Annotated in this window: 12 protein-coding genes; 9 read left to right on the top strand and 3 right to left on the bottom strand. The window is 68.9% G+C overall.

Translation table 11 applies throughout. The annotated features are described in order from the left end of the window. The first annotated feature begins 26 nt into the window (after positions 1 to 26). On the top strand, positions 27 to 350 hold the full coding sequence (locus tag CHC02_RS03685) for a hypothetical protein (RefSeq protein WP_089390159.1): 324 nt from the start codon (positions 27 to 29) through the stop codon (positions 348 to 350). A 183-nt stretch (positions 351 to 533) separates the two neighbouring features. Here the strand turns inward: CHC02_RS03685 and CHC02_RS03690 are convergent, their stop codons facing one another. After that, positions 534 to 1,430, bottom strand: coding sequence for a sigma 54-interacting transcriptional regulator (locus CHC02_RS03690; RefSeq protein WP_089390160.1), 897 nt, complete (start codon positions 1,428 to 1,430; stop codon positions 534 to 536). A gap of 91 nt (positions 1,431 to 1,521) precedes the next feature. Beyond that, positions 1,522 to 2,301, bottom strand: a complete 780-nt coding sequence (locus CHC02_RS03695; protein WP_089390161.1) for a MetQ/NlpA family ABC transporter substrate-binding protein — start codon at positions 2,299 to 2,301, stop codon at positions 1,522 to 1,524. Between the two features lie 452 nt (positions 2,302 to 2,753). Between CHC02_RS03695 and CHC02_RS03700 the strand changes: the two genes are divergently transcribed. The 3 genes from CHC02_RS03700 to CHC02_RS03710 are packed head-to-tail and all read left to right on the top strand — an operon-like array spanning position 2,754 to position 5,360. Continuing rightward, a complete protein-coding gene (locus CHC02_RS03700) occupies positions 2,754 to 4,190 on the top strand; it encodes a cytochrome ubiquinol oxidase subunit I (protein WP_089390162.1) in 1,437 nt (478 codons plus the stop codon). 2 nt (positions 4,191 to 4,192) lie between these two features. Beyond that, the gene (gene cydB / locus CHC02_RS03705) at positions 4,193 to 5,200 is read left to right on the top strand and encodes a cytochrome d ubiquinol oxidase subunit II (RefSeq protein WP_089390163.1); all 1,008 of its coding nucleotides are present in this window, start codon (positions 4,193 to 4,195) and stop codon (positions 5,198 to 5,200) included. Between the two features lie 10 nt (positions 5,201 to 5,210). Then, positions 5,211 to 5,360 (top strand): DUF2474 domain-containing protein, encoded by a 150-nt coding sequence (locus CHC02_RS03710; protein ID WP_089390164.1) that lies wholly within the window; start codon positions 5,211 to 5,213, stop codon positions 5,358 to 5,360. 125 nt (positions 5,361 to 5,485) lie between these two features. Here the strand turns inward: CHC02_RS03710 and CHC02_RS03715 are convergent, their stop codons facing one another. Then, a complete protein-coding gene (locus CHC02_RS03715) occupies positions 5,486 to 6,697 on the bottom strand; it encodes an MFS transporter (RefSeq protein ID WP_089390165.1) in 1,212 nt (403 codons plus the stop codon). A gap of 301 nt (positions 6,698 to 6,998) precedes the next feature. Between CHC02_RS03715 and CHC02_RS03720 the strand changes: the two genes are divergently transcribed. The 5 genes from CHC02_RS03720 to CHC02_RS03740 are packed head-to-tail and all read left to right on the top strand — an operon-like array spanning position 6,999 to position 13,142. Further along, on the top strand, positions 6,999 to 9,830 hold the full coding sequence (locus tag CHC02_RS03720) for a xanthine dehydrogenase family protein molybdopterin-binding subunit (protein WP_089390166.1): 2,832 nt from the start codon (positions 6,999 to 7,001) through the stop codon (positions 9,828 to 9,830). Further along, the gene (locus CHC02_RS03725) at positions 9,823 to 10,356 is read left to right on the top strand and encodes a (2Fe-2S)-binding protein (RefSeq protein WP_089390167.1); all 534 of its coding nucleotides are present in this window, start codon (positions 9,823 to 9,825) and stop codon (positions 10,354 to 10,356) included. Before CHC02_RS03720 ends, CHC02_RS03725 begins: the two co-directional genes overlap by 8 nt. A gap of 2 nt (positions 10,357 to 10,358) precedes the next feature. Further along, positions 10,359 to 11,600, top strand: coding sequence for a c-type cytochrome (locus CHC02_RS03730; RefSeq protein ID WP_089390168.1), 1,242 nt, complete (start codon positions 10,359 to 10,361; stop codon positions 11,598 to 11,600). A gap of 1 nt (position 11,601) precedes the next feature. Further along, positions 11,602 to 12,570, top strand: a complete 969-nt coding sequence (locus CHC02_RS03735; protein WP_089390169.1) for an XdhC family protein — start codon at positions 11,602 to 11,604, stop codon at positions 12,568 to 12,570. Continuing rightward, a complete protein-coding gene (locus CHC02_RS03740; RefSeq protein WP_089390170.1) occupies positions 12,567 to 13,142 on the top strand; it encodes a nucleotidyltransferase family protein in 576 nt (191 codons plus the stop codon). Before CHC02_RS03735 ends, CHC02_RS03740 begins: the two co-directional genes overlap by 4 nt. Positions 13,143 to 13,455: the final 313 nt, after the last annotated feature.

Consider the following 13,455-nt stretch of genomic DNA (forward strand, 5'->3'; position numbering starts at 1 on the left):
CAACCCTCGATCAGGACACCCGTCGCATGAACCTCACCCGCATCTGCCTCGTCTTCGCCCTGGCGGCCCCCCTGGCCGCCTGCACCACCATGACGCCCAACCAGGCGATAGTCCCCCTGCAGGCAGCCACCGCCCAGATGATCGGCCTCGCCTCTTCCGACGAACTCGTCATCCGCGACGTCAAGGCGGGGCAGCCCGATCCCCTGGGCACCCAGGAGCTTTCCTATACAGCCAGGACCACCAAGGGGCGCGTCTTCAACTGCACCTCGCGAATGATGCCCGGCCTGCTGATCAGCCCGGCGACGCTGTCCACCCCTTCCTGCACGCCGGTGGTCGCCCATTCCAACTGAGACGGTGACGGCCTGTTGGCCGGATCGTGGACGGAGTCCGCTCCTGCGCTGCCCGAGCCATGTCATTCCCCTGTAGGAGCGGGCCCTGCCCGCGATTTCGCGCGCAGGGCGCGCTCCTACAGGTGGAACAGCGGTGGCGGCGTAGGAGACTCCGTCCGCGATAGCCGCAGGTTCCGGCGGCCCCTACGGCAGGGAGCCTTCTTCCAGTAACGCGAGCAACTGCTCGCGCACGCCGGGCTGGCGCAGCAGCCGGCGCAGGTCCGCTGGCGCGCTGTCCGGCAGGTTGAGGTGCTGCGGCTGGATTTCCTCGCCCGGGCTGACCAGCAGGGCGAAGTGGATGACGTTCTCCAGCTCGCGGATGTTGCCCGGCCAGGGGTAGGCCTCCAGCGCCGCCTGGGCCGCTTCGCCGATGTGCGGCACCGGCAGGTCCAGGCGCTGGGCGTGGATGCCGAGGAAGTATTCGGCCAGCGGCAGGATGTCGCCGATGCGCTGGCGCAGCGGCGGCAGCTCCAGGTCGCCGTCCACCAGGTATTGCCGCAGCGGTTCGAGGAACTTGCCGGCGGCCACCGCCTGGCCCAGGTCGATGCTGGTGGCCACCACCAGGCGCACGTCCACCGGGATCGGCTCGCGGGCGCCGACGCGCAGCACCTCGCGCTCCTGCAGCACGCGCAGGAGTTTCTCCTGCAACCCCAGCGGCAGGTCGGCGATCTCGTCCAGGTACAGGGTGCCGCCGTTGGCCGAGCCCAGCCAGCCGGCGCGGCTGCCCACCGGGCCGTTGTGCGCGCCGGGGGCGTAGCCGAACAGCTCGGCCTCGGCGAAGTTGCGGCTCAGCGCGCTGCAGCTGACCGCGACGAACAGCCCGGGGCGCTCGCTGGCGCGGTGGATGTGCCGGGCCAGCAGTTCCTTGCCGGTGCCGGTCTCGCCGCGGATTAGCACCGGCTGCAGGCCCGGGGCCAGGCGCTCGACCTCGTCGCGCACCTGGTGCGAACGCGGGTCGAAGAACACCAGCGCCTTGGCGCGGATGCTCAGCGGGCTCTTGTCGGCGTCGGGGAAGGTCAGCAGCGGTTGGGGAGTTTTCATCGGCACGGCTCTCGAAATGAAAACGCCGGTGGCGGGCACCGGCGCGTGCGTGTGAAGACGGCGCGCCCCTTGGCCGGGGCGCGCCCATCGATCAGAAGGCGGGGATCACCGCGCCGTCGTATTTCTTCTCGATGAAGGCCTTCACTTCCGGGCTGGTCAGCGCCGCGGAGAGTTTCTTCAGGGCGTCGCTGTCCTTGTTGTCCGGGCGCGCCACCAGGTAGTTCACGTAGGGCGAGTTGCGGTCCTCGAGGATCAGGGCGTCCTTCACCGGGTTGAGCTTGGCCTCCAGGGCGTAGTTGGTGTTGATCAGGTCCAGGTCGACCTGGTCCAGCACGCGGGGCAGCAGGGCCGACTCCAGCTCCTTGAACTTCAGGTGCTTGGGGTTCTCGGCGATGTCTTTCGGCGTGGCCAGGGCGTTGTGCGGGTCCTTCAGCTTGATCACGCCGGCCTTCTGCAGCAGGAGCAGGGCGCGGCCGCTGTTGCTGCCCTCGTTGGGCAGGGCGACGGTGGCGCCGTCGGGCAGCTCGCTCAGGGACTTGTACTTCTTCGAGTAGCCGCCGAAGGGTTCGACGTGCACGCCGGTCACGGTGACCAGGTCGGTGCCCTTGCCCTTGTTGAAGTTGTCCAGGTACGGCCGGGTCTGGAAGTAGTTGGCGTCCAGGCGCTTCTCGGCCACCTGCACGTTGGGCTGCACGTAGTCGGTGAAGACCTTGATCTCCAGGTCCACGCCTTCCTTGGCCAGGGTCGGCTTGATCAGCTCGAGGATCTCGGCATGGGGGACCGGGGTGGCGGCCACCACCAGTTTCTCGTTGGCGTTGACCGAGGCGCTGAAGGCGGCGGCGAGGGCAGTCAGGAGCAGCAGTTTCTTCATGGCGATGTCCTTGTAGGGCAGCGTGCCGGCGATCGGGCCGCGGCTCGTGGCGGCGGCGCAGGGCGGCGGGGGTTGGCTCCGGCCCCTCTGCGGAGGCCGTTGGAGCGAAAGCTACCGGGATTTTTTATTCCATTAAAATATTATTTATTCATCTACATATGACTTGTTTTCATAATGAATGGCCGCTGAGACAGGCTGCCGCGCGACAGCCTGCCGCGCGGCAACCCACCACGGCGGCAAGCCGCGGCGTGCGGCGTAACATCGATACGCTTTCTTGAGCTGCATCAATGCGCGCCCTGCTAGTCTTTGCTTGGCGTACCGCCGCAGACCTCCGGTCCGCCGGCCCGAACAAGAATCCGATTCCAGGATCACTGCTGAAACCCCGGCGTTCCGTGCGCCGGCGAGCTGCCCGCTGCGTGCGACGACGGGCGTCACCCTGAAGAGGAAACGTCATGTTGGGTCTCGAGGCGTTGGAACTGGCGCGTATCCAGTTCGCCTTTACCGTCTCCTTCCACATCATCTTCCCCGCCATCACCATCGGCCTGGCCAGTTACCTGGCGGTGCTCGAAGGGCTGTGGCTGAAGAGCGGCCAGGAGGTCTACCGCGACCTCTACCACTTCTGGTCGAAGATATTCGCGGTGAACTTCGGCATGGGCGTGGTCTCCGGCCTGGTGATGGCCTACCAGTTCGGCACCAACTGGAGCCACTTCTCCGCCTACGCCGGGAGCATCACCGGGCCCTTGCTGACCTACGAGGTGCTCACCGCGTTCTTCCTGGAGGCCGGCTTCCTCGGCGTGATGCTGTTCGGCTGGAACCGCGTCGGCCCGGGGCTGCACTTCTTCGCCACGGTGATGGTGGCCCTGGGCACCCTGATGTCGACCTTCTGGATCCTCGCCTCCAACAGCTGGATGCAGACCCCGCAGGGCTTCGAGGTGGTCGACGGGCGGGTGATCCCGGTGGACTGGTTCGCGGTGATCTTCAACCCGTCCTTCCCCTACCGCCTGTTGCACATGAGCATCGCCGCCTTCCTCGCCACGGCCTTCTTCGTCGGCGCCTCGGCGGCCTGGCACCTGCTGCGCGGGCGTGACAACCCGGCGATCCGCAAGATGCTCTCCATGGCCATGTGGATGGCGCTGCTGGTGGCGCCCATCCAGGCCATGATCGGCGACGCCCACGGCCTGAACACCCTGGAGCACCAGCCGGCGAAGATCGCCGCCATCGAGGGCCACTGGGACAACGCCGAGGGCGGCCCGACGCCGCTGATCCTCTTCGGCTGGCCGGACATGCAGCGCGAGGAAACCCGCTTCAAGGTGGAAATCCCGGTGCTCGGCAGCCTGATCCTCAAGCACAGCCTGAGCGAGCCGATCCCGGCGCTGAAGGACTTCCCGCGCGAGGACCGGCCCAACTCCACCATCGTCTTCTGGTCGTTCCGCATCATGGCCGGCCTGGGCATGCTGATGATCCTGGTCGGCGTCTGGAGCCTGTGGCTGCGCTGGCGTGGCGCTCTGTTCAGCAACCGCGCCTTCCTGCGCCTGGCGCTGTGGATGGGCCCCTCGGGGCTGCTGGCGATCCTCGCCGGCTGGTTCACCACCGAGGTCGGCCGCCAGCCCTGGGTGGTCTACGGGCTGATGCGCACCGCGGACGCGGTGTCCAACCACAGCACCCTGCAGATGAGCCTGACCCTGGTGATGTTCGTGCTGGTGTACTTCTCGCTGTTCGGCGTGGGCATCGGCTACATGATGCGCCTGGTGCGCAAGGGCCCGGTCACCCACGAGGGGCGCGAGCACAACGAGGGCGGCGCCGGCCGCCAGCGCACCGCGGCGCGGCCGTTGTCGGCCACCGCCGAGGGCTTCGACGACGATGACGACGGCCGGGAAGGGAGGAACTGACGATGGGTATCGACCTTCCGCTGATCTGGGCGATCATCATCATCTTCGGCGTGATGATGTACGTGGTGATGGACGGCTTCGACCTGGGCATCGGCATGCTCTACCCGTTCTTCAAGGACGAGCGCGACCGCGACGTGATGATGAACACGGTGGCGCCGGTGTGGGACGGCAACGAGACCTGGCTGGTGCTCGGCGGCGCGGCGCTGTTCGGCGCCTTCCCGATGGCCTACTCGGTGGTGCTCTCGGCGCTGTACCTGCCGCTGGTGCTGATGCTGGTGGGGCTGATCTTCCGCGGCGTGGCCTTCGAGTTCCGCTTCAAGGCCAAGGCGCACAAGCGGCACATCTGGGACAAGGCCTTCATCGGCGGCTCGCTGGCGGCGACCTTCTTCCAGGGCGTGGCCCTGGGCGCCTTCATCGAGGGCCTGCCGGTGGTCGACGGCCAGTACGCCGGCGGCTCGCTGGACTGGCTGGCGCCCTTCCCGCTGTTCTGCGGCCTGGGCCTGATCGTCGCCTACAGCCTGCTCGGCTGCACCTGGCTGATCATGAAGACCGAGGGCAAGCTGCAGGAGCGCATGCACGACCTGGCGCGCCCGCTGGCGCTGGTGCTGCTGGCGGTGATCGGCATCGTCAGCCTGTGGACGCCGCTGGCCCACGAGGCCATCGCCCAGCGCTGGTTCAGCCTGCCCAACCTGTTCTGGTTCCTGCCGGTGCCGCTGCTGGTGCTGCTGACCTTCTACGCCCTGCTGCGCTCGGTGGCGCGCAACGACAACGCGCTGCCCTTCGTGCTCACCCTGGTGCTGATCTTCCTCGGCTACAGCGGCCTGGGCATCAGCCTGTGGCCGAACATCATCCCGCCGGGGGTGAGCATCCAGGCCGCCTCGGCGCCGCCGCAGAGCCAGGGCTTCATGCTGGTGGGCGCGCTGTTCATCATCCCCTTCATCCTCGGCTACACCGCCTGGAGCTACTACGTGTTCCGCGGCAAGGTGAAGCACGGCGATGGCTACCACTGAGGGCCGCGGCATGACACCGGACGAACAGGGCAAGGCGCCGCTGCGCAAGCGACTGGGCTGGCTGGTGCTGATCTGGGCGGCCAGCGTCGCCGCCCTGGGCGTGGCGGCCTGGCTGATGCGCCTGCTGATGAGCGCGGCGGGGTTGGGGACGCCGCACTGAGACTCCCATCCGGGCGCCTTCGGGGGCCTGTAGCCCTCGCTTTGGCGGGGGCTTTTTTTATTGAGGGGCTTTTGGGTTTTTCGTAGGAGCGAGCAAGCTCGCTCCTACGAAGAGCGAAGAGCGCTTCAGTGCAGCTTGTCGCGCTGCGCCAACGTCGGAAACAGCTTCATCCACGCCCCAGTAACGACCAGCGTCCCCACGCCACCAATAACCACCGCCGGCACCGTGCCGAACCAGTGCGCCGTCAGCCCCGACTCGAACTCGCCGAGCTGGTTGCTGGCGCCGATGAACAGGCCGTTCACCGCGCTGACGCGGCCGCGCATCTCGTCCGGGGTTTCCAGCTGCACGAAGGCGCCGCGGATCACCATGCTGATCATGTCCGCCGCGCCCAGCACCACCAGCACGCCCAGGGACAGCCAGAAGGAGGTGGACAGGCCGAAGGCGATGGTCGCCACGCCGAAGATGCCCACCGCCAGGAACATGATGCGCCCGACGTTGCGCTCGATGGGGAAGCGCGCCAGCCAGAACGACATCAGCAGCGCGCCCAGCGCCGGCGCCGAGCGCAGCAGGCCCAGGCCCCAGGGGCCGGTGAGCAGGATGTCCTTGGCGAACACCGGCAGCAGCGCGGTGGCGCCGCCCAGCAGCACCGCGAACAGGTCCAGGGAGATGGCGCCGAAGATGTCCGGGCGGCTGCGGATGAAGTGGATGCCGGCCATCAGCGACTGCAGGCTGGCCTTGCCCTGGTTGCCGTTCTGCCGGCGCACCTGCAGGCTCAGCGACAGCGCGCAGGCCATGAAGTAGAGCAGCGTGGTCGGCGCGTACACCCAGAAGGCGCCGAAGGCGTAGAGCAGGCCGCCCAGGGCCGGCGCGGCGATGGTCGCCGCCTGCATGGCCGAGGCCGAGGCGGCCACCGCGCGGGGGAAGAGGGCGCTGGGCACCAGGTTCGGCAGCAGCGCCTGGGTGGTCGGCATCTCGAAGGAGCGCGCGCTGCCGAGCAGGAAGGCCAGCACGAAGATCATCTCGCGGGTGACGCTGCCGGTGCTGGCGCCCAGCACCAGGGCCAGCGCCACCAGGCCCTGGGCCACCTGGCACAGGGCGGCCACCTTGCGCCGGTCGTAGCGGTCGGCGACGTGCCCGGTGTGCAGCATGAACAGCACCCGCGGGAGGAACTCCACCAGGCCCACCAGGCCGAGGTCGAGCACGTTGTGGGTGAGCTCGTACATGTGCCAGCCGATGGCCACGGTGAGCATCTGGAAACCGCTGGCGGTGCACACGCGGGCGAGCCAGAAGGCGAGGAAGGGACGGTGGCGGAGCAGCGAGGTGGCTTCGGCGGACATGGTGCGCGGGCGACTGGTTAGGGAGCTAAGCAAAGGCCGGTGAGCGTAGCACGCCGTAACAAATTCGGTAGGCATTTTCCTTCAGGCGAGTGGACGGCAACGGCGCATTCGGTTCGCTGACCGCCCTGCTTAACTTTTGCCTGAGGCGTGCGATTTGGGTAAAGTTGACGTATCGGTCAGGATTTTCCGTAGGACGACGCGGCTCGCAATGCCGCCGTCGCGCCGTTCCATGCCTCGGTTCCGCCGGTTCCAGAACTCCATAACGACATGGGCGGGTAGTGCACCGCCCAGAGGATGATCCATGTCCAACCGTGATATCTCCCGGCGCGCCTTCCTCCAGGGCGGTCTGATCGCCGGCGTGAGCGTCACCCTGGCGCCGCTGGGCAGCCGGGCTTTCGCTGCCTTGATGGAGAAGAGCGTGACGGTGCCGGCCGAGCAGTGGCTCGGCCACGACGGCAAGGTGCGCTTCCGCAACGACGCCATTTCCAAGGTCTGCGGCAACAAGGTGTTCGCCCGCGACATCCGCGCGAAAGACATGCCCGGCTGGCCGCAGCAGCAGGGCCACGCCATGCTGCTGAAGACGCTCAAGGCCGACCGCCTCTACGAAGGCTACGACCTCGCCTGGCTGGGTGACGACCTGCAGCCGGACCGCATCGTCACCGCCGACGACCTGGCCAAAGACGGCATCGCCTTCCCCGAGGCCCACGGGCCGGACCCGCTGCTGCCCACCGGCAAGGTGCCGATGTTCATCGGCCACCCGGTGGCCATCCTCATCTGGCACGACTTCGAGCGCTTCCGCCGGGCCAAGCTCAAGCTGAAGTTCAACGACAAGGCCATCCGCTACGGCGCCCAGGCGCCGCTGTACCAGGGCGACCCCTACGGCAGCTTCCGCTACGTGCGGGTGGGTGGGAAGACCTCGGCCGACGAGGACGAGTTCTCCAGCCTCAAGGCCTCGATCCTCTTCCCCATGATCCGCAACCGCAAGCCGGTGTGGGACCAGCAGCCCAGCCAGCACGGCAACCTCACCGAGCAGGGCCTGTTCTACGCGCAGAAGATCAAGGACCAGGTGGACAACCCGCCGGCCGACTGGCTGGTCTTCGACGAGCGCTACAGGACGCCGTCCATCGAGCCCGCCGCCCTGGAGCCGGACAACGGCAACGGCTGGTACGACCCGGCCAGCAAGACCCTGCACTTCGTGGTCGCCACCCAGTGCCCGTTCGAGGCCGCCTACGAGACGGTGCACATGATCGCGCCGTCGCGCTTCGGCCTGGCCACGCTGAACATCCACCCCGGCTACACCGTCGGCTACGGCTCCAAGGACCACAACATCTTCGTCTTCTACGCGGCCCTGGCGGCGCTGTACGGCGAAGGCGTGCCGGTGCGCCTGGCCAACGACCGCTACGAGCAGTTCCAGAGCGGCATCAAGCGCCACGCCTTCGACATCCGCTACCAGCTGGCGGTGGACAAGAAGGACTATGGCTTCCGCGTGTTCCGCGCCGAGATGAGCCTGGACGGCGGCGGCCGCGCCAACTACAGCGCCTCGGTGGCCGCCGTGGGCGCCACCGCCGCGCAGTCCATCTACTACATGCCGCAGAGCGACCTGCAGGCCACCGCCTACCATTCGCGCGGCGTCGAGGCCGGCTCCATGCGCGGCTATGGCACCCTGCAGAGCATGGCTTCCACCGAGATGATGGTGGACGAGATCGCCGGGCGCCTGGGCATCGACGCCATCGAGCTGCGCCGGCGCAACGCCCTGGTCTCCGGCATGAAGAACACCCAGGGCGCGGTGCCCGCCGGCGCCCTGCGCCTGCACGAGATTCTCGACAAGGCCGCCGCCCACGAGGTGTGGAAGAACCGCGCCGAGCGCAAGCAGCAGTTCGACGCCCAGGACCCGGACAACTGGTACGGCGTCGGCTTCGCCATCTGCCAGAAGGACTTCGGCACCGGCTCCGAGGCGCCCATGGCCAGCCTGGAGTTCGACGCCGAGGGGCGCATCCAGCTGCGCCACATCGGCATCGAGATCGGCACCGGCATGTCCACCTCCCAGGCGCTGGTGGCCGCCGACTTCCTCGGCCGCCCGGCGGACGAGGTGAAGACCGCCGAGACGCAGTGGCCGGAGCTGCAACTGGTCAGCGGCGAAGACCCCTACACCATGAGCCAGGCCACCCAGGACGAGAAGCTGCGCAACCCGCGCTGGGTGGGCAAGTACGCCTCGGCGTCCTCGGCCACCAACTCGGCCTACTACTTCAGCCACGCCACCCGCGAGGCGGCGCGCGTGCTGTTCAACCACGGGCTGTGGCCGGCGGCCCTGGAAATCTGGCGCCAGGGCCCGTTCGGCGGCCAGGCCAACCCCTACGTGGTGCGCCGCGAGGACGCCCACTGGGTGGACGGCAAGCTCACCGCCAACGGCCTGCAGCCGCTGCCCTTCGCCCTGCTGGCCAAGCGCGCCCACGAGCGCGGCCTGGTCACCGGCGCCACGGTGCACGCCTTCAACCGCTGGAGCTGGGCGGAGTGCGAGTTCAGCATCGACGGCGTCAGCGAGCGCCTGCCGCTGGACGGCCTGGCGGTGAAGTACGGCGACGGTGCGCCGCAGGCGAAGAAGGCGCAGATGACCAGCGCCGGCTTCCACCTGCTGGAGCGCAGCAACGTGAACTACCCGCCGGTGCAGCTGAACAACGCCGCGGTCACCTACTACAGCCCGGTGGCCACCCTGGTGGAACTGAAGGTCAACAAGGGCAGCCACGAGGTGCAGGTGCTCAACCACCACTCCTGGGTGGAGTGCGGCCGGGTGCTGGTGCCGGAACTGGTCAAGGGCCAGATCGAAGGCGGCACGGCCATGGGCCTGGGCCACGCGCTGCTGGAAGAGATGCCGCTGCACGAGGGCGGCCCGGCCGAGGGCGACTGGAACTTCAACCGCTACCGCCTGCCGCGCGCCAAGGACGTGGCGGTGTGGCAGCAGACCTCGGAGATCCTCCCGCCGCTGTCGCCCAGCGACCCGTCCAAGGGCATCGCCGAAGTGGTGATGATCCCCATCGCCGGCGCCGTGGGCAACGCCATCGCCCACGCCATCGGCAAGCGCGTCCGCGACCTGCCCGCCACCCCCGCCCGCATCAAGGAGGCCCTCGATGGCTAAGCTCCAGCTGACCCTCAACGGTCAAGGCGTCGGCCCGGTAGAGGTCCCCGAAGACCTGCCGATGATCGACTACCTGCACGAATACCAGAACCTCACCGGCTCGCGCCTGGGCTGCGGCCAGGGCATCTGCCACGCCTGCGTGGTGATCGTCGACAACCCCGACGGCACCAGCGAGGAAGTGCGCACCTGCATCACCGGCGCCAACTGGTTCGACGGCAAGCAGGTGCGCACCATCGAAGGCCACGCCAAGCGCGACGCGCAAGGCCAGGTGAGCGAACTCAACCCGATCCAGCAGAAATTCGTCGAGCGCTTCGCCTTCCAGTGCAGCTACTGCGCGCCGGGCTTCGTCAACGCCGCCACCGTGCTGGTGGAAAAGGCCCAGCGCCAGCCGCTGAAGAAGAGCGAGCTGGAGTCGGTGATCGAGGCCAGCCTGGGCCACCACATCTGCCGCTGCACCGGCTACGTGCGCTACTACAACGCTACCGCGGAGGTCCTCGCCGACCTCGGCCTGGTCAAGGAGGGCTGAGCATGGCTCGATCGCTAACCGGCCTGCTGCTGGCCGCCGGGCTGGGCCTGGCCGCCGGCGCCCAGGCCGCCGACGCCGACCTGGTCAAGCGCGGCGAATACCTGGCCCGCGCCGCCGACTGCATGGCCTGCCACACCGCGGCGGGCGGCGCGCCCTTCGCCGGCGGCCTGCCGATCGCCTCGCCGTTCGGCACCATCTACGGCAGCAACATCACCCCGGACAAGGACCACGGCATCGGCAACTACAGCGCCGACGACTTCTTCGCCGCCCTCACCGAGGGCAAGCGCAAGGACGGCGCCAACCTCTACCCGGCGATGCCCTACACCTCGTACCACCTGATCAGGCGCGAGGACTCCGACGCCATCCACGCCTACCTGATGACCGTCGAGCCCGTGCACCGCGCCGCGCCCGAGACCGCGCTGAACTTCCCGTTCAACGTGCGCGCGGGGCTTTCCGGCTGGAACCTGCTGTACGGCAAGAGCGTCCAGCTGCAGAGCGCCGAGGGCCGGAGCGAGCCCTGGCAGCGCGGCCAGTACCTGGTGGAAGTGCTCGGCCACTGCGGCGAGTGCCACACCCCGCGCAACGCCATCGGCGCGCTGCAGCAGGACAAGCGCCTGTCCGGCGCCCTGCTCAACGGCTACCTGGCGCCCAGCCTGCTGCCCGGGGACCTGGCCGCGCGCGGCTGGAACCACGCCGACCTGTCGGCCTTCCTCGAGCACGGCATGAGCGCCCAGGGCAGCATGTTCAACGAGATGTTCCCGGTGCTGCACCACAGCACCCAGCACCTGGACAGCGGCGACCTGCAGGCCATGGCCACCTACCTGCTGGGCGACCAGCCGCCGGCGGCCAGGGTGGTGCAGACGGTGGCTTATCCACAGCTCTCCGCCAGCGCCAAGCGCGGCCGCCAGCAGTACCTGAACGTCTGCGCCGGCTGCCATGGCACCGAGGGCGAGGGCAAGCCGCACATCGCCGTGGCCATGCAGGGCAACACCACCCTGCGCCTGGCCGACTCGCGCAACCTGCTGCGGGTGATAGTCGACGGCATCGGCGAACAGCAGTTCGGCGGCTACGAGCGCATGCAGCCGATGCCCGGCTTCGCGGATAAACTGGATGACGCGCAACTCACCGATCTGCTCAACTACCTGCGCCAGAGCTGGGGCGGCCTGCCCGGCGACCTCGACGTCCAGGCGGTCGCGCGACTGAAGTCCGATGGCGCGCCGGCCCATGCCGGCAAGGCGATGTGACGTGCAACATCTCGATCTGCAAGTGGTTCGCCAGGCGCTGCGCTGGTCCGGCGAGGGCCAGCGCGTCTGGCTCTGCACCGTGCTCTTCACCTACGGCTCGGCGCCCCGCGCGCCGGGCTCGCTGCTGGCGGTGAACCCGCGCGGGCAGTGGGTGGGCTCGCTGTCCGGCGGCTGCGTCGAGGACGACTTCCTCGAACGCGTGGCCCATGGCGAGTTCGCCGAGCCGGTGAAGGTGGTGCGCTACGGCGAGGGCGACGCGCGCAGCAACATCCGCCTGCCCTGCGGCGGCATCCTCGACGTGCTGGTGGAGAACCTGGCGCCGGACTGCGAGGTGCAGGCGCACCTGCGCGAGCTGGAGTCGGCGCTGCTCGGCCAGCGCCGCCTGCTGCGCCGGGTGGACCTGGCCAGCGGCGCGCGCCGCCTGAGCGACGACCATGAGCATGGCCCACGGGTGGAGCGCGACGAAGGTTCGGTGCAATTGCGCGTCGGCGCCGCCCAGCGCCTGCTGCTGGCCGGCTATTCCAGCGTGGCCCATGCCTGCGCCGAGTTCGGCAAGGGCCTGGGCTTCGAAGTGATCCTCTGCGATCCGCGCGACGAGGCGCTGGATGGCGTGGAGCTGGACGGCATCGAGGTCCGCCGCGAACTGCCGTCGATCTTCATCGCCAACGGCGGCTGCCATGCCGACACGGCGGTGGTGGCGCTGACCCACGACCCGAGGATCGACGACCTGGCGATGCTCGAAGCGGTGCGCACCGAGGCCTTCTACATAGGCGTGATGGGCTCGCGCACCACCTCGGCCCGGCGCAGGGAGCGCCTGCAGCGCATCGGTGGCCTGGGCGAGACGGAACTTGCGCGCATCCACGCGCCCATCGGCCTCAACCTGGGCAGCAAGACGCCGGCGGAAATCGCCCTGGCGGTGCTCGCCGACATCCTCCGCACCCGCAGCGGCATCGCCCGCGAGAGCCTGTGAGCACCGTCGCCCTGCTGCTGGCCGCCGGCTCCGGCCACCGTTTCGGCGCCGACAAGCGCCAGGCGCGCCTGGCCGACGGCCGCGGCCTGCTGGCGGCGAGCCTGGCCAATGCCCGCGAGGCGTTCGACGAAGTGCTGGTGGTGCTGCGCCCGGAAGACGACGCGGCCGCGCTCGGCGTGCCTGTGGATATCGCCACCGTGCGCTGCGCGGAAGCGGCGGCCGGCATGGGCCACAGCCTGGCCGCCGGCGTCGCCGCGCTGGCCGACAACCCGGCCGCCAGCGTGGCGATCCTGCTCGCCGACATGCCCTGGATAGCCCCGCAAACCCTGCACCTGCTGGCCACGCAGGCCAGCGAACAGCGTATCGTCTTCCCCCTGCACCAAGGTCAACGCGGCCATCCGGTCCTCTTCGGCCGCGCCTTCTGGCCGGAGCTCCGCGCCCTGCAAGGCGACGAAGGCGCCCGCGCGGTGCTGCAAGCCCACCGCGAAGCCTGGCACCCCGTGGAGGTTGGCGACCCGGGCGTGCTGCGCGACGTGGACACCCCCGCAGCCCTGAACGACGCCCGACTGTAGGGCGGATAACGCCACGGGCGTTATCCGCCGTCTTTTGCAGGACTTGGCGCATTGGCCAACGGCGGATAACCGCGAACGGTTATTCGCCCTACGCCCAGGGTAGGCTTGGCGTAGGGCGAATAACGCTCCGCGTTATCCGCCGTCTGACCTGCCGTAGGGACCGCCGGAGCCTGCGGCTATCGCGGACGGAGTCCGCTCCTGCAGGTTGGCTCCGAACCTCCCGGCGCTGCCGAGCAGCCCCCTCTCCCGCTTGCGGGAGAGGGCTGGGGAGAGGGTGCGGAATCAACCCGACGCACAGCTGCCGCCGGGGAGC

Source organism: Pseudomonas delhiensis, assembly GCF_900187975.1.
Taxonomy (GTDB): Bacteria; Pseudomonadota; Gammaproteobacteria; order Pseudomonadales; family Pseudomonadaceae; genus Pseudomonas; species Pseudomonas delhiensis.

Bases quoted from the DNA above. Each gene is read 5' to 3' on its own strand.
- CHC02_RS03685 (WP_089390159.1), top strand. From the start codon at position 27: ATGAACCTCACCCGCATCTGCCTCGTCTTCGCCCTGGCGGCCCCCCTG.
- CHC02_RS03690 (WP_089390160.1), bottom strand. From the start codon at position 1,430: ATGAAAACTCCCCAACCGCTGCTGACCTTCCCCGACGCCGACAAGAGC.
- CHC02_RS03695 (WP_089390161.1), bottom strand. From the start codon at position 2,301: ATGAAGAAACTGCTGCTCCTGACTGCCCTCGCCGCCGCCTTCAGCGCC.
- CHC02_RS03700 (WP_089390162.1), top strand. From the start codon at position 2,754: ATGTTGGGTCTCGAGGCGTTGGAACTGGCGCGTATCCAGTTCGCCTTT.
- cydB (WP_089390163.1), top strand. From the start codon at position 4,193: ATGGGTATCGACCTTCCGCTGATCTGGGCGATCATCATCATCTTCGGC.
- CHC02_RS03710 (WP_089390164.1), top strand. From the start codon at position 5,211: ATGACACCGGACGAACAGGGCAAGGCGCCGCTGCGCAAGCGACTGGGC.
- CHC02_RS03715 (WP_089390165.1), bottom strand. From the start codon at position 6,697: ATGTCCGCCGAAGCCACCTCGCTGCTCCGCCACCGTCCCTTCCTCGCC.
- CHC02_RS03720 (WP_089390166.1), top strand. From the start codon at position 6,999: ATGTCCAACCGTGATATCTCCCGGCGCGCCTTCCTCCAGGGCGGTCTG.
- CHC02_RS03725 (WP_089390167.1), top strand. From the start codon at position 9,823: ATGGCTAAGCTCCAGCTGACCCTCAACGGTCAAGGCGTCGGCCCGGTA.
- CHC02_RS03730 (WP_089390168.1), top strand. From the start codon at position 10,359: ATGGCTCGATCGCTAACCGGCCTGCTGCTGGCCGCCGGGCTGGGCCTG.